Below are 18,118 nucleotides of genomic sequence, written 5' to 3'. Positions count from 1 at the left end.
AGCCATCTGTCGGACCGGCAGGCCCAGGAATGGCTCTCTTTTGAATACATGTGTAAGGACATACAACATTAACCCCGGTTAATCACCCGGTTAATGTGAATCGTCAGATAGATCAGCTCACTGTTGGATATCTCGCGCTCGAACGTTTTTTGAACATAATTCTTGATCCTCATCGCACATTCGAACTCCTTCTGGTACATCGTCCGCACCTGGTCATACAGGAATCCATCATCCGCTTCGGTATCGACCTTCTCAATCAGGCGCTGTGAGAAATATTGCAAATGCGTTACAAAACGGGAATAATTCAGCGAATCATGGTCCAGCGTCACTCCGAAATGATAAGACACGATGTTGAGGATATCCTTGATCACAGTCGTTATGAACGTGCTTTGGGACAGGTCATCCGTATACTGCTGGGCATTCACCAGATGGAAGGCGATATTGCCAGCCTCTTCTTCGGGAAATAGAATATTCAGCTCATCAAACATGACGCCCAGCCCGTACAAGCCCACCTTGAACTCTTTGGGATAGAATTTCTTCACTTCCCAGAACAGCCGGTTCTGCACTGTGATATTATCCTTATGTCGCTGCACCGCGAAATAAATATGGTCGGTCAAAGCCACGTAGATATGCTCATTCAATTTGGTGGTAATATTCTGCTTGGCGTAATCAATGATTTTGCGTGAAATTTCGAAGTAGACATCGGGAACGTCACGGGAGAGCCGGATAACGGCATCCGAGGCCTTCTCATCCTCCAGCACATAGACTCGTTCGAACTCATCCCGGCTGAGCACATAGCCCATCTCATAATTGCAGCCGATGCCTTTGCCCATAATTACAACCTCGTGATCGTTATCATCCTTCGCCACCACGACGCTGTTATTCAGTTTTTTTATGATCCGCATTTGCCTTCACCCTCTTTAAGTCAGATCCTCACCATTGGATTCAATTACTTGCTTGTACCAGCCAAAAGATTTCTTCCGGCGCCGTTCCAGCGTTCCCGACCCATCATCATGCTTATCCACATAGATCATCCCGTAACGCTTCGCCATTTCCCCTGTGGACACACTGACCAGGTCAATGCAGCCCCACGGTGTATATCCGATCAGATCCACCCCGTCTTTGATGGATTCCTTCATGGCCTTGATATGCTCGCGGAAATATTCAATCCGATAATCATCCTGAATCGAGCCGTCTGCTTCAATCTTATCCACTGCGCCCAGGCCGTTCTCGACGATCATCATCGGAATCTGGTAGCGGTGGTAGATATTGTTCAGCGCCCAGCGCAAGCCCTGCGCATCAATCTGCCAGCCCCAGTCACTGGTCTTCAGATATGGATTCTTAATCCCTCTGGACATATTGCCTGATGTCGTCTCCATGGACGGGTCTTTGCTCAGAGTAAAAGGAGTATAATAGCTGAACGTATAATAATCAACACAGCCCTGCTTCAGAAGTGCTTCATCTTCTTCTGTAACGTCAAGGGTAATCTTGTGATCATGAAAATATCTTAACGCCTGTCCTGAATATTCCCCGCGAATCTGCACGTCCGAGCACAGCAGGTTGTTGATCAGATCCTCCTCCTGCGCCAGCATCACATCATCCGGATTGCAGGTGTACGGATAAGGCGTATGATACGTAATCATACAGCCAATATGGAAGTCAGGATTAATCTTGCGCCCTGAAATTACCGTCTTGGCACTGGCGACCAGCTGATAATGCATCGCCTGAAGCCGTTCCTGCTTGCTGTCCGCTTCCAGATTAAAGAATAAATCGCTGTCTTCCGATAGCATGCCCCCGGCGATATACGTTCCATACGGCTTGAGCAGGCAATTCAACTCATTGAAGGTAATCCAGTATTTCACGGAATCCTTATATCGGTTGAACAAGACCTCGGAATATTTCACGAACAGATCAATCAGTTTACGCGAACCCCAGCCGTTATATTTCTCGCTTAAAGCGAAGGGAAGTTCGTAGTGCGACAGTGTCACCAGCGGTTCGATGCCATATTTGCGCAATTCGCCGATCACATTGTCATAGAACTTGAGACCTTCCTCATTCGGCTCGGTTTCCTCCCCTGTAGGGAATATCCGGGACCAGGAGATAGAGAGCCGGAAGATCTTGAAGCCCATCTCGGCGAATAAGGCGATATCCTCCTTGTACCTGTGATAGAAATCAATGGCCTCATGGCTCGGGTAATATACCCCTTCCTCCAGTGTTCTCGTTACTCTGCGTCTGGAGTTACGGCTGCCCGCGGTAACCATGTCTCCGCTCCCGAGCCCCTTGCCGTCCTGATCATAGCCGCCTTCAATCTGGATGGCGGAGGTAGCTCCGCCCCATAAGAAATCCTGCGGGAATCCTTCTCTGACTGTCTTCATTGTAATTAACACTCCTTCCGAATATAGAAACGTTGAATACGTTTAGAGTACCGATATGAGCTCATCGCCTTGGCAGACCCCTGTCTTCTCATTGCCGATTACGTCGAGATATTCAGAGGTATTGGTAATAATGATCGGGGTAATAATCTCGAACCCGTCGTTCTTGATGCCCTCCAGATCAAATTCAATCAACAGATCTCCCACATTTACTTCCTGGCCTACAGCTACCAGATTCTCAAAGTGTTTGCCCTTCAGTTTCACCGTATCCAGTCCGATATGAATCAGCACTTCAATGCCTTCGTCAGAGGTGATGGAGATCGCATGCTTGCTCTTGGTTAGCGTGGTGACGGTCCCTTTTACCGGGGATACCACGGTACCATCGGTTGGAATGACGGCAATGCCTTTACCCATAAATTCCTCGGAGAATACCTTGTCATTCACCTGGGACAGATGAACCGATTGCCCGTTCAACGGGCTGTATACCGGCGTTTGCGTCTTTTCTCTGATTACGGCAGGGGCTGGAGGCGTGTCCGTTACTACCGTTTCGCTAACTGCTCCGGCTGCTTGCACCACAGGCACGTTCTCCTTAAGGCCAAGTACAAGTGTCATGACGAACGAAACCACGAGGGCAATCGTTGCCGTAATAATTGCGTTCATGAAATTGTTCGGATATTCCTCGCTGACAAAAGTCGGCAGCTTGAGAATGGACGGTGTAACCAGAGCGAAGATCTTCAGCTGTGTAATCCCGGCGTAGACCCCGGACAGTCCGCCTCCGATAATAGTCGCAACGAGCACTCTTTTGAGTTTAAAAGCAACCCCAAAGATCGCAGGCTCAGTAATTCCGGCCAGCAGCGACGTAGTCCCTGCCGACAACGCGATCTGGCGCATGTTGCTGTCTTTGGTGCGTATCGCTACAGCCAGACAAGCACCGGTCAGAGAGAAGATTGCTGACAGAGAGCTCACCAGCATTAAGCCGTCATAGCCATAAGTAGAGATGGAGGTAATGATCGCCGGTGTGAACGCCCAGTGCATCCCGGTCATAACGATCAGCGGTTTAAAGGCAGCGAGAAGAGCCAGTGACAGCCAGCCTACCCTATCCTGCAGGAAGTAGATTCCCGCAGCAAGTCCATTCCCCATATGGTAGCCTAGTGGACCAATGACAATCAATGCCAGCGGTGCGGTAATGATAATAACAAGCAATGGCTTGAAGAAGATTTTGATCACCGACGGAGATACCTTATCGGCAAAACGTTCAATGTAGGACATAATCCAGACGGTAATTATAATAGGAAGTACAGTGGAACTATAGTTGATCAAGGTCACCGGAAGCCCGAACAGGGCCGAAGGCTCCTTGGCTGCTACCAGTTCTCCGAATTTCGGATGAAGCATGATTCCGGCAATCGACACCGCGAGGTACGGATTGACTTTGAACTTGCTTGCCGATGAGAATGCCAACAGGAATGGCAGGAAATAGAAGACCGTATCGGCGAAGAAGCTGATGTAATAATGCGTCGGATCAGTAGTTTCCAGAATACCGGCCATCACCAGCAGGGTTAGAATGACCTTCAGAATACCAGCACCGGCCAAGGCCGGTACGATCGGGGCCATCGTCGACGACAACACGTTGATCATCTGCAGGAAAACATTCATTTTCTTCTTCTCATTGCCGGTCGTATGGGCCACGCTATCATTGGGATTTGTCGGAAGCTGCTTGGCAACCTCCTGGAATACCAGCGGCACATCGTTGCCGATGATAACCTGATACTGGCCCCCGTTATCGGTGGCTCCCATGACGCCCTGGAGCTGCTTCAATTCTGCTTCATTAACCTTGCTGTTGTCATTAAGCGTGAAGCGCAGGCGGGTCATACAGTGGATCACACTGCCCACATTGTCTTTGCCGCCGACATTCTTGATAATTTCGGAAGCAAGCTTGGTTCTGTCCATATTCATTTCCTCCAAGTCTGATCGGCCAATCCTATGCCCGATGATTGTTGTAAGAAACAAAAAAAGATCCAACCGGAAAAATATCCACATTAATAACTAATGTACATATTTCTCCAAATCAGATCCTGCCTGCTTGACCAGTAACACGTCTTGAATTGGATATTCAATTGTTCTTCTGTCTAGAACGATAACATGTAAGGGGATTCATTGTCAACAAAATCCGGCGAAATCTGCGCCGGTGTTTCCTCTCTAGGACTTTCGTCTCCGCCATAACCGATATCCCCTGCGGACTCCTTCGAGCACAAAGCGGGGAACTGGGAACACCCAGCGGGAGGCAATCGGCCGGTACAGCCGCTCATAAGCCTGCTTGAAATCCTCCCACATCCCGCAATCCTCCGTCTTCAGGAAATCCGATACATCGACAATCAGACCATGCCCATTCTGCAGCATCACATTTTTGGCATGCACGTCATGAGGGGAGAGGCCACACGTACGCGCATAGGCGAGCGCTTGGTCAATGTCAGCAATAGCCTGAACGGGAATCGGGATTCCGCGCTGGATACAGTCGTAGAAGGTTGTCCCTTGCAGACGCTTCAGCAGCAGATAACCCGCTCCGGCCGCATAACATTCAGAGAAGGAGGGATGCTGTCCCAGCCTGCGGTATACCTCACCCTCCTCTTCTATACCCGGCCTGCCTGGAGCGTACACCTTTACGGCATATTCCATATATTCCGGGTGCCCCAATACGGCTGCATAGTTCCCTGTACCCAGCTTATTCCAGGGCTGCGGCAATCGCAGAATCTCCACCGGCTCATGGGGATCCATACTTCGGATAGATACCCCGGTTAACAAATCGCTGTTCACCAGCTCCAGCAGCTGGTTCAGCCTATCCTCGCGCTGCGGCTCCATAGCTAGGTGCTCCATTCTCGTAAGCTAGTATTTCTACAGTTTACGATATTTCAGCTCCATTGCAAATCGTGTGAAATCCATTGCAATCTTACTGCTTGCTGCTTGCAGCAAGAGCAGCCAGAATGTCGTCGCAGAGCTTCATCGTGCCGACATTGTCACGGCCGCTTACGCTTATTGTAACAGGGTATCCAGTGAATAACCTCCCGGATCACCAGCAATCCTGTATCCATCATTCAGAGTATCTCCTTCCACTGCCATCCATACTTTAAGATAGTGCAGGAAAAGCATGAAAAAAAGGACAGCTGTCCTTTTGGCAGTCCTATAGCTGTCCTCTTCTATTCTATTAGGGCTGTAGCTCTAATTGGCTGCTTGGCACCCACTCTGACGCCAGCATCCCATAGGCGAACGTATCATGCCAGATCGGCGCACCGCTTGAATCCGTTTTGAAGAAGACCGTTTGCAGCGCATGCCCCTCTTGGCGTAAGGAGAGCCGCTCCAGCAGCTTCCAGGATGAAGTATTATCCGGGTTACAACGCGCAATCACTCTGCGGATCTGCAGCTCTCCGAAACCATAGGCCAAGAGTGCCCGGCAGGCTTCCGTGGCATAGCCTTGTCCCTGAAATTCCGTATTGAACACATATCCTAATTCCCATGTTCCAAACCTCTCCGGCTGCTGCTGCTGGAAGTACAGGTTGCCGATCAGCGTTCCCTCTTCCTTCAGGCAGACGGCCCAGAAAGCGGAATCCGTTGCCCGTCTTTCCGCTTCAGTCTGGCTCTGCTCCCGTGTGAACACCCCGTAAGGCTCGTATTTCACCACCGTCTCCTGGGACAAGTAGCGGTATAGATCCTCACCATCCTCCGCTCTGAATCTGCGCAGAATTAAACGTTCGGTTGTTAGTTTTGCCATATTATCGCTTCCTTACTGTATGATGTAATTTAATATACTCCAGGAGGAACCATGAACAATATACAATATCTCTCTCAATTTCAGTTGATGAACAGCTTATCCCCGGAAGACCTGCTGGAGATGGACCAGCTCACTTCCATTACTGTCTTCCCGAAGAACAGCTTGATCCAGACGCCGCAGACCTTCAGAGAAGGCTTTTATTTTGTCAAAAAAGGCAAACTTCGGCTCTACAAGCTGAGTGCCGAAGGCAAACAATTCACGCTTGATATCCTGGGTGAAGGCAATGTATTCGGCGAACTGAACGGCCTCTCCTTCGGTACCCGCGATCTGTTTATCGAAACCATCGGGGAATGTGATATCTGTCTGCTGGATCAGGAGCGGGCTGCCGATTTCCTGCTCCACCATCCCCGGTTTATGCTGAGCCTGATGGAGGTGCTGGGCCGCCGGATTGCCGAGCTGACCTCTCTGGCCCATCAGCTTGCTCTTGGCGATCTGCATCACAGGATACTGCATGTTCTGCTAAGACTGGCCGGTCTGTTTGGGAGCGGGGAGCAGGATGGCTATGTGACGATTGGACTGCCGCTGACCCATCAGCAGGTGGCGCATCTGGCAGGCGCCTCACGTGAAGCGGTAAGTGGAGCGCTGCAGGAGCTGGCCCGGCAAGGCTTGATCCGAACCGGCTTCAAGTCTGTGGCGGTGAACCGTGATGCCTTGCATAACGAGGCCTGGAATTAGTGGAGTTGTAATCGGGATTACAGCTTAAGTCACCTATTCCACGGTATGCTTCAGGCTATAGAACGTGAACTTAAACATGTTATATTAGGAGTTGTCCGATAGCCCTATGCACCAGGCATTCTGACAACTCCACCGCTTCATTCTTAAGTTCATCTTAATAGCATGGAATTTAGGAGGTTGAAGATATGGAACCCATTCAGGCAGAGATTCCGGTTGCCGCATGGATACAAGAGCGCAAAGGCGCTCGCAAGGTCAGCGAGATCCCGCCAGAGGTATTGAACCTGCTGAATAGCGGCCAGATCCAGAGCGTCAATCTGACGGAGTGGCTGGCTGTGGATCATCAGCTGCTGTTCCAGCATGTAGTTCAGTCGCTGGACTTGGAAGTGGAGTGCCAAGATATGCTTAGCAGGTGGAACCAGCATCCTACAGAGACGCGGATCATGAAGCTGATTCCAGCTTTTGCCGCCGATTGGCTGCAGTTCCTCAACAAGCTAACTATCGAGCGCCGTGAAGAGGTATTCCAGTCACTGGCTACGCATCCGTCCGACAGTGTCCGCTGCTGGGCGGCCTATATCATTGGGCTGGACCCGCAGCTGGAACTGGCGGATCGGCTGAGCGGTATCCGCGCGTTCGCCGCCGATGCCCATTTCGGGGTGCGCGAGATTTCCTGGATGGCGGTTAGAGAGGCGATCATCCTCCAGTTACCACAGGCACTGGCACTGCTGGACACCTGGGTCCAGAACCCCGATGCCAATATCCGCCGTTTTGCGATAGAAGCGACCCGCCCTCAGGGAGTGTGGGCCAAGCATATCACTGCACTTAAGAACGAGCCGGCGCTAGGCCTGCACCTGCTGGAAGCTGTCCGCTCCGATCCGGCCAAATATGTGCAGGACTCTGTGGGCAACTGGCTGAACGATGCCGCCAAATCGCACACGGATTGGGTGCAGTCCGTCTGCGACCGCTGGCGCAAACAATCCGCCACCAAGGAAACGTCGAGGATTGTCACGAAAGCGTTACGTACCATTAACAAGCAGAAATAGGATGCATTCAGGGTCGGTCACTATCTAGGGATGATGCTTAGAGCGTTCGAAGCAACCTCGGACGTTGAGAACATCGAAAACTCAGTTCCGTGATAGTTTCATAAGTCCAATCCGCCGATTAGTTGCGAAAGTGCATTTAATTTACGAATTTTTCCTTCATTGAACAAAACAGATGCAAAAAGGCATCTAATTTGGCCTTCTGAGCGAAATAAGCTTGATTTACTCAAAATTAGTTGCACAATCGCACTTATTCATCCGTTGGTTGGTGATCCAGCGGAATTTAGTTGCAGTTTTACATCTATTTGCTCCGAACATTCCAGGCAACATTCTAAATTCACGCTGGACCTAAGTAGTAACCAGATTCGCATCTAATTGCTCCGAACGTTATAGAGCACCATCTAAATCCTCTCTGGGATCTAAGAAGTAACCATTCTCGCGACTACATGCGCCGAATGATGTTTCAAGCCAAAACTCTAAAATTCTAAATATCTCAGATTACGGAAATCAGATTACCCTAGGTTTAACTCGTTGTACCTAATTCGCTATACTTTGAATAGCAATTTAGAAATTCCTGCGAAAATACATCTTTTTCTGGAGTCATGGGTTGTGAGCAGCTAATTCCTGCAAACTTACATCTTTTTAGCTTAAATATCGTCTGTGGAACAAATAAAGAGGGAAATACCTGCACTTTTGCAGGCACTCCCTCTTGTAGGCTCTATCTAGCAATAATTCCTGTATATTTGCAGGTTTAGTTAGTTCACGGCGTTACTGGCGAGACTTCGCTGACTACCCGTTTCACCAATTGCTCCGGTTTCACTGTGTTCCGTGAATGACAGTGAATGACCTCAACATTGTCGCTGTTCTCAATATAAAAGGTCGGGCCTTCATGATTCTCCACCGTGACCTGATGGAACAGCACATCCCTTACATTGGACAGATAGAAGCCGCGGTTGTTCATATTCTCCATACCTGTCATCATATCCGGGTGGCCGGGAACCGCATTCTTGGCCATGGAGATGTCAATGTTGGTAAACGTTACCTCCGACACATACTGCTCAGCCAGTCCATACATAAATCCAGCCGCAGCATGAACATTACGTGCCGTAATATTGGCGAAATGAATCCGCCGGAAGCAAGGCGTCTCTGCCGTGATCGGATAGGGATTCTTATCCCAGACATATTTCTCTTTGCCCCGCGGTCCGCAGAAATAATACAGGTTCATCGTGAACGGACACAGCACATCCTCCATGACAATATTGCTGATGCGAATGTCCTCCACAATCCCGCCGCGACCACGCCGGGATTTCATGCGGATGCCGCGGTCCGTTTGCTTGAACACACAGTTGCTGATCGTTACATTGCGGATATCGCCGCTCATCTCACTGCCCAGCACCACCGCTCCATGTCCGTGGACCATGGTGCAGTTAGTAATCGTAATGTTCTCGCAAGGCACACGTTCTGCGGTATCCTCTGTGCCTGCCTTGATGGCGATACAGTCATCGCCTACATCGATGTTGCAGTTGCTGATCCGTACATTAGAGCAGGATTCGGGATTGATGCCATCCGTATTCGGGGAATCCGCCGGATTGAGAATAGAGAGATTATCAATGGTAACATTGGTACAGCCGACCGGATTCACCGTCCAGCTTGGGGAGTTCGTCAGATTCAGATCCTTCAGCGTCACTCTCTGGCAGCCGTTGAAACCGATCAGCGTCGGGCGTGGATATTCGAGCTGTTCGCTGTGATTGCGTTGTTTATCCCACCAAGGGGCGCCGTTCCCTTCTAGCGTGCCGTTCCCTGTAACCGATACGTTGCTCAGGTTCTCACCGTAAATACAAGGGCTGTGTACCTGCTGCTTCACACCCTCCCAGCGGTTCTCCACCGGAGGGTAATGTGCCGGATCTGTACTGAAGGACAGCACTGCTCCAGGACTTAGATGAAGCTCGATATTGCTTCTTAGCGTAATCGCTCCGGTCTGGTAGGTTCCTGCCGGCACAAGCACCGTCCCCCGCCCGCCTCGCTGGCCGCCGCTATCGCTAGGGCAATGGCTTCGGTCGCCAGTGCCTCACTGTTCTTCTGTGCTCCATAATCAATAATGTTATACATCTGCATTCGCTCCTCTTCTTCAAACACTTATAAATTTATGTAGGCCTCTACATCCGCTCATTCTTGTTAATTATAGCGCTTCCATATAAATGCTGACAATATAATTTTCACGTGTGCATAATTGTTTGTGCTTATTCTATAGATAATATGTCAATAAAATGACATCGTTAACATTCCTGTAGAACCAAGTAGAAACGGCTTCACTGTCCCTTTAGGAACGGTAACCGTTTCTGCGAGAAATAGAAGGATAAAGGATATTGTGAAACATATACTTTCTTATATTTGTAGAAAGCGGCTGCCTCAAGGGCAGCCGCTTCCATCTTCCATCTATAGAACGTGAACTTAAGAATGTTAAATCCGGAGTTGCCGGGGTAGCCCTATGCACCAGGCTTTCTGACAACTCCACCTCAGCATTCTTAAGTTCATCTTATAAAACATTAAGTTACTCCACCAGCATCTCATACACGCTGATCTTGCGGATACGCCGGGCCACCAGCATGGAGACGGCATAGGCCGTAGCCAGGATGGCCAGACAGAGCAGCAGTACCTGCGGCAGGCTAACGGCCAGTTCGGCATTGTAGATACCTAAGCCGGACAGCAGCTTCACGAACAGAAAGTCGGAGTAGAAATACCCTACGGCGCTGCCCGCCAGCACACCCACAGCTATGACAGGCAGCAGACTGAAGGTGATCTGCGACATCAGATTAAAGGTTGTATAACCAAGCCCCTTCAGAATGCCGAACTCACGCTTGCGCTTCAGAATGAGGCTTTTGATGACAAGATACAGAATCAGGCTGACTACAAGGATCGTAAGTACTGTGATCACGCCTGCCATCGAGGAGATTGCCGTGGTGAAGCTGCCGAGCGTGCTCTGCATCGCCTCTTCGATGTTCACAATGTTCCACATGCCGGGATATTGCTCTTCCAGTTGCTCGCTGAACCGGGCAGCATCCACTCCCTGATCCAGATACACATTGATTATCTTGGATTTGAAGTCAGGCTGCAGTCTTAGCATCCCTTCTGTCGTCATGGTGGCGACTTTGCCTTCCTGTGTAATCTGCTGGCTAAGCCCGGTCACCAGATATTGTGCGCTCGCCGCTCCCAGTACAATCGTCACCTCATCCCCAAGCTGCTTGCCCTCCAGCTTGGCTACTTTGGCTGAGAGAGCAATCTCATTGTCATATTTGGGCTGACGGCCCTTAAATACGGTCTCCGTCTCCATTCTACTGAAGTCATCGGTCACCTGTAACACGAATCTGCTATCGCCGATGGAGGCGGAATGGGTATCCAGCGGGGTGATCTTGGACACTCCCTGCATCGCTGCAACTTCAGCGAACAACTTCTCCTGCTGTGTACTATCCTTCAGCACCATCAGCAGACTGCTGTGCTCAATCCCTACCAGCTTCAGAATGGCAGTGGTGTCTGAAGTAAAGTTGAAATTAAGGATGGAGCAGAAGAGGCTGGAGAAGGTGAGGCCTGCCACTATGATTACAATCATCACGTTCTGCTTCAACTGCCGGGTCAGGGCTTTGAGCCCCAGCGCCAGCTGCAGGCGAAGCCGTGTGCCTTCCAGCGGGTACGGGTTACGCTTGAAGCTGTGCGTGTTCATTCCGCTCTGCAGCGCGGCGATTGGAGTAATCGTCCGGGCCCGTTTACTGGAGAGGAAGGTGACCAGCAGCACCAGCAGCGTCACGCTGGCAACACTGATCAAGACGCTAAGCATATCGAAGGAAGTGGGCCATAACAGACCGATGAAGGCGGAGATCTGATTGCCCACCAGCGGCATCGCTATATACGCTAGCGCAATGCCCGGCAGTGCCGCGGCAATGGCAATCACAGCAAACTGCAGCAGCAAGGAGCCGCTGATTTGTGCGGAGGTGTAGCCATTCGCTTTTAGCACCCCAATATTCACAAGATGGTCTTCAATATGGCTGAGAATCTGAAACCGGATAACAATCAGGGAGATCCCTACCATAATCAGAGCGAACGCGATCAGAATGGCTGCCAGAATACTTACCAGCATCCGGTTCCCCTCCACACCTCCATCCACCAGCATGATCGAAAAAGCGTCTGTAGTTCCCGAAGCAAACAGCCGGTCGCCCAGCTTCTCGTCCAGCTTATCTGGCTTCACATCCTCCTTGAAGTTAACGGACAAAAGGCTGTAATCTGCAGTCGTTCCACTACTGGCTTGCAGCTCGCTATAGGCCTCACCGCTGACAAACACCTTTAGCGCACCGTTGCTGAAGGTGCCAAGCAAGGCATCCTCTACAAAACCTCCAACCAGATAGGTGAAATTACTGCCGCCATAGGTGAACGAGAATTCCTCTCCAAGCTTAAGCCCCGTACTGACATGCAGCATGTAAGGAAGATAAATCAGCTGCTCACTCTTGTTGGTAACTTGTTCCGTAGTATGCATGGGAGCCATGTTCCGCTCTTGGTCCGCATTTAACATGAGCAGGTTGGCAGTAGTTGTACTCTCACCGGACTTAAATTTAGCATCGCTGAGGAGCAGCACGGATTCATTCTCCCAGGTTAACGTAGCCGGCGCTTGACTCACAAGTGCTTCATATTCAGGCAGATGTTCATTACTTTTGAAATAGGCAATCATGTCAGGTGTTCGCAGCTCCTCCAGCTTCTCCTGCTGGAACGTGTCCAGCTTCAAGAAGATAGACGCACCGATGTTCAGCAGCAGCACAGCCAGCAGAATCATCAGGAACAAGGTGGCTGCCGTGCTTTTGCGCCTGCGGATATTGGCCAGGGCCAGCTTCACGATTACACTTGTCTTCATCCCTACCACCCCAGCTCTGTCAGAAAAGCCTGCAGCTGATCCTGCCGCTCCGGCCCGCTGTCCTCATGGAACGGAGACAGCTGCAGCTCACCGACAATCACACCGTCGCGCAGATAGAGGATGCGGTTGCCGCGCAGCGCCGTCTTGAGATCATGCGTCACCATAACGATACTCTGGCCGCTGCGGTTCACCTCGGTCAATACCCCTAGCACGCTTGCGCCCGAAGCGCTGTTCAGCGCACCGGTTGGCTCATCGGCGAACACCACCTTTGGCTCGTTGATCAGCGCGCGGATAATTCCGGCCCGCTGCGCTTCTCCGCCGGAGATTTGCGCCGGGAACTTGCCCCAGGTCCCTTCGCCCAGTCCTACCCGGGTCAGCAGCTCCTTGGCTTTGGCAACAGCCTTCCTGCGGTCACGCTGTACCAAATAAGCACTGGACAGTACATTGTCCAGCACACTCATCGTATCCAGCAGATGAATCTGCTGGAAGACGAACCCGCAGTGCTTGCGCCGGAAGACGGCCAGCTGGTCATTGCTCATCCGGGTAATGTCCTTGCCTTCGAACAGGATCTCGCCCAGGGTAGGCTTCTCCATCCCGGATAGCGCATAGAGCAGCGTGGATTTGCCTGAACCCGAGCTGCCCATAATAATCGTGAAATCCCCCTTGTGCACAGCCACATCCAGATTCTTCAGCACATGCTGCTGGACGCCTCCATGTGAGAAGGTCTTGCCCAGCTTGCGCGTCTGCACCAGCACCTCTTCATTATTTCTGCTCATCACATACACTCCATTTATGATCATGCTCATTGTTTCCTTGCCGCGAGCAATAACGTACCGCTCAAGCAATAACGTACCGGCAGAAAAAATGGCTGCAGCTTGATTCCCGACTGCAGCCTCATCGTACCGTAAAGGTTCTTAACATGTCTTTGCGCATTCCTTAACCAATTCTTAAATCGTTCCAGCGAGCGGAATCAGCAGCTTCACGGTGAAGCCATCTTCCCGGTTGGCACAAACAATCTCTCCTTGCATCTTACGCATCAGATAGCGTGAAATGTAGAGACCCAGCCCCGTGCCATTGTGGCTGGCCGCGCCGCTGCCACGGTAGAACTTGTTGAAGAGCAGCGCAAGCTCCCCGGTGGGCACTCCGGGTCCATAGTCCATAATCTCGACCTCCAGCTCTTCCTCCCGGATGGCACAGTTAATCCGTATCCTGCTTCCGGCATATTTATAGGCATTGTTGATCACATTGTCGATCACCTGCTGCAGCCGCAGCGGGTCCGTGCTGATCAGACAGGCAGGAACAGATCCCGCCGTGATTTTGTCATAATAGTTGGCATTCTCAATCAGCTCAGCCAGCAGCCGGCTGTCATGGTCGGCGACATTCACCTGCAGCTCATTCAACTCCTCCAGCGTGGCATGGAACATATCCGTCACCAGCCGGTCAATCTGGTCTGCCTTGGCATACAACGTCTGTAATTGCCGGCCGGTCTTGTCATCCCGGGGATGAAGCAGCATCAGCTCCGTGATGGCCTTGATGGAGGAGACCGGTGTCTTAATATCATGACTGAGGCTGGCGACCAGCTCCTTTTTGCTTTTGTTGGCCAGATACTCACTATGCCGCGCCGCCGCCAGCTCCTCACGCATCATATCAAAGCTCTCGCTGAACGCCCCGAACAGATGATTGCGGTCCATCTCCAGCGGGAAATCCAGCTCTCCTCTGGCGATATGTCTGGCGAACTGCTGCAGCTTGCCAAACGGCCGGAACACCGAATGATTCAGATACAGAAGATATCCGATGCCCAGCAGAAGCAGCAGCAGCATGGCACCCGCCGTTATATAATATAAAGTCTTTCTGAACCGGTCCGCTGCACTCTCATAATCATTGTTGATAATTACCTTACCCGCCGTGATACCGTCTACAGTGACATCAATCATCGTATCCCGGCGGTTGATGGCCTCGTTAAGGGTCGTGGACACGCCTTCAGCCGATTGATACAGCAGTCTGCCGTGATCATCCACAACGGCAAATTCATAGGGGCTCAGCTTATATACGCCGTCGTCCAGCGTTCCCCAGTTCATTGCGGTAAGCTTAACAATCTCGTTGATCGCAGCCCGGTCGGTCTGCACATCCACAGGCAGACTGGACTGCACCAGCCACAGGGCGAGTTGGGCGGCCAGAACTGTGACGATCAGGACAGTCAGCAGCCTCTTCAGCATGTCCTATTCCCCCTCGAACGCATAGCCGATACCCCAGACGGTGCAGATCAATTGAGGTTCCTTCGGGCTTACCTCGATCTTCTCGCGCAGATGTCTGATATGTACATTCAAGGTCCCGTCTCCGGCAAAAATATCCCCCCATACCCCGCTGAACAGCTCCTCCTTGGGAATCACCCGGTTCTTATGCTGTACCAGATAATGAAGCAGCTTGTATTCCATCGTCTTCAGCTTCAGCGGCTCTCCGTTCAGCGTAGCTCTACGCAGCTTGGTATCAATCTGTACCGGTCCGGCTTGAAGCAAGCCGCCGTCTTCTTCCGGGATGGGTTCATTGCTCCAGCGCTTCAGCACCGCCTTGACCTTGGCCAGCAGTACCCGCAGCGTATACGGCTTATGGATATAATCATCTCCGCCGATATCCAGCGCGATCAGCACATCGTCCTCACTGGAGCGTGCACTGATGAACAGAATGGGGATACTGGTAGTCAGGCGCAGCTCCTTGCACAGCTGGAAGCCAGACGTACCGCCCAGGTTAATATCCAGCAGCAGCAGGGATACCTCATGCTCACGCAAGAATTCCCGGCAGGCTTCAGCGCTTGTCACGAAGGCGGTATGTACATCGAACAGATTGAAATATTCGCAGGTGGTCTCGGCAAGCTCCATCTCATCATCCACAATCAGGCAGTCAAATTTCATCCTCTACTCTCCTGTCAGTTCATGCTTGCTCCACACTCTATGCCAAAATTATAATATGATCCCTGGTTTATGTATATGGAACGCCATTTAAACAGAAGCAGCAGGCCACCGCATATGCGGAAGCCTGCTGCTTCTGTAATTCCGGGTTTATAGAATATCTCTGTTAAATTCCGGTGTGGTTCCAGGCTGAATCTCCGGCGTCTTCTCCGGGGGATTCACTTCCGGCTGGATGTCAGGTTTAACCTCCGGCGGTATATCCAGCGGCTTCGGTTCCGGAATCGGGTCCGGGATCACCTCTGGCACAGGGACTGGAGGCACCTCAGGCGGCAAATCTTTGTTCATAACAGCACACCTCCTCTTTCTTATCTTTAACCGCTCACCGCAAAAGTAATCAGCAATCGTCCGTGCCAGTTAAATATTGACAATCGATAAACAATTGATTATTATATCACTAATGGTTATATCAATAATGGATATATCCATTACAGACCTATCACTGCTAACGGAGGTGACACCTATTGTCCCGCAAGAATTCACTGCAGATGGACCAGCTTACCGACTCTGCTTATTACATTTTGTTGGCCCTGCTGACCCCAAGACACGGCTATGCCATCATGAAGTATATTGAAGAGCTCACAGATGACGAGATTAAGATCGGACCGGCTACCTTGTATACACTAATCAAAAAAATGCAGGAAAGCAGCTTGATTCTGCTGGATGAGGATGGGGAGGAGCGTCGGAAGACCTACAGTATTACGGAGAAGGGCCGTACCCTGATCGCTGACGAAATCGAACGGAGATTACGAATGTCGCGGCATGGCAATCTTGCCTTGCTGAACGCTGAGGGGGATACAGATGAAGTCCAATAAAACTACACGCTACAAGCCTTCTGTCGGGCTGGCTTTTGGAGAGCAGCTCGAGATGAACAAGCTGAGCCAGCTGTCAGAGCAGGGCTGGTTCTTGGAGCGGTTCGCCCTATTTGGTTACAGACTGCGCAGGGCACCCGCACATAAGCTGATCTATTGCCTGGATATGAGGAGGCTGGAAGCAGGTGAACGCGAGGATTATCTGGAGATATTTGCAGCAGGCCAGTGGCAGCATGTGTGCTCAGGCGGAGAATTCCATATCTTCGCGGCAGAGCCGGGCACGGCTCCCATCTACACAGACACCGCCACTCTGCTGGACAAATACACGCAGATCTTCCGCACCAGTAAGCTCCTTGCCTTCAGCCTGCTGGCGATGACACTTGCCGCCGCATTGCTGTTCTGCCTGTCCGCAGTGGTATGGGACAATGCGACCGTCCGCCATACGGCATGGGTAGCACTATCCATTCTGATCATACCGCTGGTGCCTTCACTCATGGTATACACGGCATATCGTCTGCGCATCCGCAGACTTAAAGCTTAGATAAACCCGCCGTTGACCCGCAGGGTCTGGCCGGTTACCCATTGCGCCTGGGCGCTGACAAGAAACTCAATGACATTGGCAATGTCTTCTGGTTCTCCGAGGCGTCCAAACGCATTCATCTGCTTAATGCCTTCAATCTGCTGCTCCGATTTCCCTACGGTGAACAGCTCGGTATTGACCGGTCCCGGGGCAATGGCATTGATCGTAATCTGCTTGGAGCCAAATTCCTTCGCCAGCTGGCGGGTGAACTGCTCTACCGCTCCCTTGGTTCCTGCGTACACGCTGTAGGCAGGGAACATCTGGCCTGTCACCGAGGTGGAGAAGTTGATGATCCTTCCGTGGTTCTCCATTACCTTGAACGCTTGCTGGCAGGCGAAGAAGGTACCCTTCACATTCACGGCGAACTGTTTGTCGAAATCGGCTTCTGTCACCTCGGCAATCGGTTTCGTGATCATCAGCCCGGCGTTATTAATCAGAATATCGACTTGGCCGAAGGCGGCAACCGTCTCGGCAAACAACCGTTCCACATCCTCCAGTTTGCTGAGATCCGCCTGAATGGCCGTCGCCGATCCCCCCTTGGAGCGTATGCCCTCTACCACCTCTGCCGCCTTCTCTGGACTGCTGGAATAATTAATGACCACAGCTGCTCCCAATCCGGCCAATTGCTCCGCAACCGCACGTCCAATCCCTCTCGAAGAGCCGGTGATAATAGCGACCTTCCCGCTTAATGCTTGCATGTATATTCCTTCTTTCATCACAGGGTAACTGCTTGTTGGTAGTAGCATATCACACGGAATTACAAATGACAATATTATATTTTTGTCATTTATTTTTATTGTATCTGCTTTTTCCGTTACTCCTTAGGTCTCTGGCCTTCCCTAAGGAGATTTACACCAACCAAGTAGAAATACATGAGTGGTTATAGGGAATAACTACCACTAAAACTGGGCTAATGGCTGATAATTATGGCATATAGGGAACCTTTTCTCAGCATAACT

At 51.1% G+C, this 18,118-nt stretch carries 15 protein-coding genes and 1 pseudogene; 4 read left to right on the top strand and 12 right to left on the bottom strand.

Annotated elements, in window-relative coordinates; translation table 11 throughout:
- Positions 1-68 precede the first annotated feature (68 nt).
- The 5 genes from licT to B9T62_RS06325 form a co-directional block, all read right to left on the bottom strand.
- Complete coding sequence (gene licT / locus B9T62_RS06345) at positions 69-905, bottom strand: BglG family transcription antiterminator LicT (RefSeq protein ID WP_087914495.1); 837 nt, start codon at positions 903-905, stop codon at positions 69-71.
- 15 nt (positions 906-920) lie between these two features.
- Positions 921-2,375, bottom strand: coding sequence for a glycoside hydrolase family 1 protein (locus B9T62_RS06340; RefSeq protein WP_087914494.1), 1,455 nt, complete (start codon positions 2,373-2,375; stop codon positions 921-923).
- A gap of 42 nt (positions 2,376-2,417) precedes the next feature.
- Positions 2,418-4,319 (bottom strand): beta-glucoside-specific PTS transporter subunit IIABC, encoded by a 1,902-nt coding sequence (locus B9T62_RS06335; RefSeq protein WP_157685474.1) that lies wholly within the window; start codon positions 4,317-4,319, stop codon positions 2,418-2,420.
- A 249-nt stretch (positions 4,320-4,568) separates the two neighbouring features.
- Positions 4,569-5,228, bottom strand: coding sequence for a serine/threonine-protein kinase (locus tag B9T62_RS06330; RefSeq protein ID WP_087914492.1), 660 nt, complete (start codon positions 5,226-5,228; stop codon positions 4,569-4,571).
- 343 nt (positions 5,229-5,571) lie between these two features.
- On the bottom strand, positions 5,572-6,135 hold the full coding sequence (locus tag B9T62_RS06325) for a GNAT family N-acetyltransferase (protein WP_087914491.1): 564 nt from the start codon (positions 6,133-6,135) through the stop codon (positions 5,572-5,574).
- A 51-nt stretch (positions 6,136-6,186) separates the two neighbouring features.
- Here B9T62_RS06325 and B9T62_RS06320 point away from each other — a divergent pair, with 51 nt between their 5' ends.
- Both B9T62_RS06320 and B9T62_RS06315 read left to right on the top strand, forming a co-directional pair.
- Positions 6,187-6,870 (top strand): Crp/Fnr family transcriptional regulator, encoded by a 684-nt coding sequence (locus B9T62_RS06320; RefSeq protein ID WP_087914490.1) that lies wholly within the window; start codon positions 6,187-6,189, stop codon positions 6,868-6,870.
- A 185-nt stretch (positions 6,871-7,055) separates the two neighbouring features.
- Entirely contained in the window at positions 7,056-7,910 is an 855-nt protein-coding gene (locus B9T62_RS06315; RefSeq protein ID WP_245864364.1) for a DNA alkylation repair protein, read from the top strand.
- 757 nt (positions 7,911-8,667) lie between these two features.
- Here the strand turns inward: B9T62_RS06315 and B9T62_RS06310 are convergent.
- The 6 genes and pseudogenes from B9T62_RS06310 to B9T62_RS06285 form a co-directional block, all read right to left on the bottom strand.
- Positions 8,668-10,022: pseudogene (locus B9T62_RS06310) on the bottom strand (glycoside hydrolase family 28 protein).
- A gap of 436 nt (positions 10,023-10,458) precedes the next feature.
- On the bottom strand, positions 10,459-12,804 hold the full coding sequence (locus B9T62_RS06305) for an ABC transporter permease (RefSeq protein ID WP_087914489.1): 2,346 nt from the start codon (positions 12,802-12,804) through the stop codon (positions 10,459-10,461).
- Between the two features lie 2 nt (positions 12,805-12,806).
- Positions 12,807-13,580 (bottom strand): ABC transporter ATP-binding protein, encoded by a 774-nt coding sequence (locus tag B9T62_RS06300; RefSeq protein ID WP_087920151.1) that lies wholly within the window; start codon positions 13,578-13,580, stop codon positions 12,807-12,809.
- A 171-nt stretch (positions 13,581-13,751) separates the two neighbouring features.
- Positions 13,752-15,020, bottom strand: coding sequence for a HAMP domain-containing sensor histidine kinase (locus B9T62_RS06295; RefSeq protein WP_087914488.1), 1,269 nt, complete (start codon positions 15,018-15,020; stop codon positions 13,752-13,754).
- Positions 15,021-15,023: 3 nt separating this feature from the next.
- Positions 15,024-15,713 (bottom strand): response regulator transcription factor, encoded by a 690-nt coding sequence (locus tag B9T62_RS06290; RefSeq protein ID WP_087914487.1) that lies wholly within the window; start codon positions 15,711-15,713, stop codon positions 15,024-15,026.
- A gap of 147 nt (positions 15,714-15,860) precedes the next feature.
- Positions 15,861-16,055: a hypothetical protein gene (locus tag B9T62_RS06285; protein ID WP_087914486.1), complete on the bottom strand. Its 195-nt coding sequence runs from the start codon at positions 16,053-16,055 to the stop codon at positions 15,861-15,863.
- Between the two features lie 176 nt (positions 16,056-16,231).
- On the opposite strand from B9T62_RS06285, the gene B9T62_RS06280 reads away from it, so the two are divergent.
- Both B9T62_RS06280 and B9T62_RS06275 read left to right on the top strand, forming a co-directional pair.
- Positions 16,232-16,582: a PadR family transcriptional regulator gene (locus B9T62_RS06280; RefSeq protein WP_342746157.1), complete on the top strand. Its 351-nt coding sequence runs from the start codon at positions 16,232-16,234 to the stop codon at positions 16,580-16,582.
- Positions 16,569-17,120: a DUF2812 domain-containing protein gene (locus B9T62_RS06275; protein ID WP_087914485.1), complete on the top strand. Its 552-nt coding sequence runs from the start codon at positions 16,569-16,571 to the stop codon at positions 17,118-17,120. The genes B9T62_RS06280 and B9T62_RS06275 overlap by 14 nt, the downstream gene beginning before the upstream one ends.
- Here the strand turns inward: B9T62_RS06275 and B9T62_RS06270 are convergent.
- Positions 17,117-17,857, bottom strand: a complete 741-nt coding sequence (locus tag B9T62_RS06270) for an SDR family oxidoreductase (RefSeq protein WP_087914484.1) — start codon at positions 17,855-17,857, stop codon at positions 17,117-17,119. The genes B9T62_RS06275 and B9T62_RS06270 overlap by 4 nt on opposite strands.
- Positions 17,858-18,118: the final 261 nt, after the last annotated feature.

It is taken from the genome of Paenibacillus donghaensis, assembly GCF_002192415.1.
Lineage (GTDB): Bacteria > Bacillota > Bacilli > Paenibacillales > Paenibacillaceae > Paenibacillus_AQ > Paenibacillus_AQ donghaensis.
This window is presented reverse-complemented; position numbering and strand designations above follow the sequence as displayed.

Bases quoted from the DNA above. Each gene is read 5' to 3' on its own strand.
- B9T62_RS06300 (WP_087920151.1), bottom strand. From the start codon at position 13,580: ATGAGCAGAAATAATGAAGAGGTGCTGGTGCAGACGCGCAAGCTGGGC.
- B9T62_RS06305 (WP_087914489.1), bottom strand. From the start codon at position 12,804: ATGAAGACAAGTGTAATCGTGAAGCTGGCCCTGGCCAATATCCGCAGG.
- B9T62_RS06285 (WP_087914486.1), bottom strand. From the start codon at position 16,055: ATGAACAAAGATTTGCCGCCTGAGGTGCCTCCAGTCCCTGTGCCAGAG.
- B9T62_RS06315 (WP_245864364.1), top strand. From the start codon at position 7,056: ATGGAACCCATTCAGGCAGAGATTCCGGTTGCCGCATGGATACAAGAG.
- B9T62_RS06330 (WP_087914492.1), bottom strand. From the start codon at position 5,228: ATGGAGCCGCAGCGCGAGGATAGGCTGAACCAGCTGCTGGAGCTGGTG.
- B9T62_RS06325 (WP_087914491.1), bottom strand. From the start codon at position 6,135: ATGGCAAAACTAACAACCGAACGTTTAATTCTGCGCAGATTCAGAGCG.
- B9T62_RS06295 (WP_087914488.1), bottom strand. From the start codon at position 15,020: ATGCTGAAGAGGCTGCTGACTGTCCTGATCGTCACAGTTCTGGCCGCC.
- B9T62_RS06335 (WP_157685474.1), bottom strand. From the start codon at position 4,319: ATGGACAGAACCAAGCTTGCTTCCGAAATTATCAAGAATGTCGGCGGC.
- B9T62_RS06340 (WP_087914494.1), bottom strand. From the start codon at position 2,375: ATGAAGACAGTCAGAGAAGGATTCCCGCAGGATTTCTTATGGGGCGGA.
- B9T62_RS06290 (WP_087914487.1), bottom strand. From the start codon at position 15,713: ATGAAATTTGACTGCCTGATTGTGGATGATGAGATGGAGCTTGCCGAG.
- licT (WP_087914495.1), bottom strand. From the start codon at position 905: ATGCGGATCATAAAAAAACTGAATAACAGCGTCGTGGTGGCGAAGGAT.
- B9T62_RS06320 (WP_087914490.1), top strand. From the start codon at position 6,187: ATGAACAATATACAATATCTCTCTCAATTTCAGTTGATGAACAGCTTA.
- B9T62_RS06270 (WP_087914484.1), bottom strand. From the start codon at position 17,857: ATGCAAGCATTAAGCGGGAAGGTCGCTATTATCACCGGCTCTTCGAGA.
- B9T62_RS06275 (WP_087914485.1), top strand. From the start codon at position 16,569: ATGAAGTCCAATAAAACTACACGCTACAAGCCTTCTGTCGGGCTGGCT.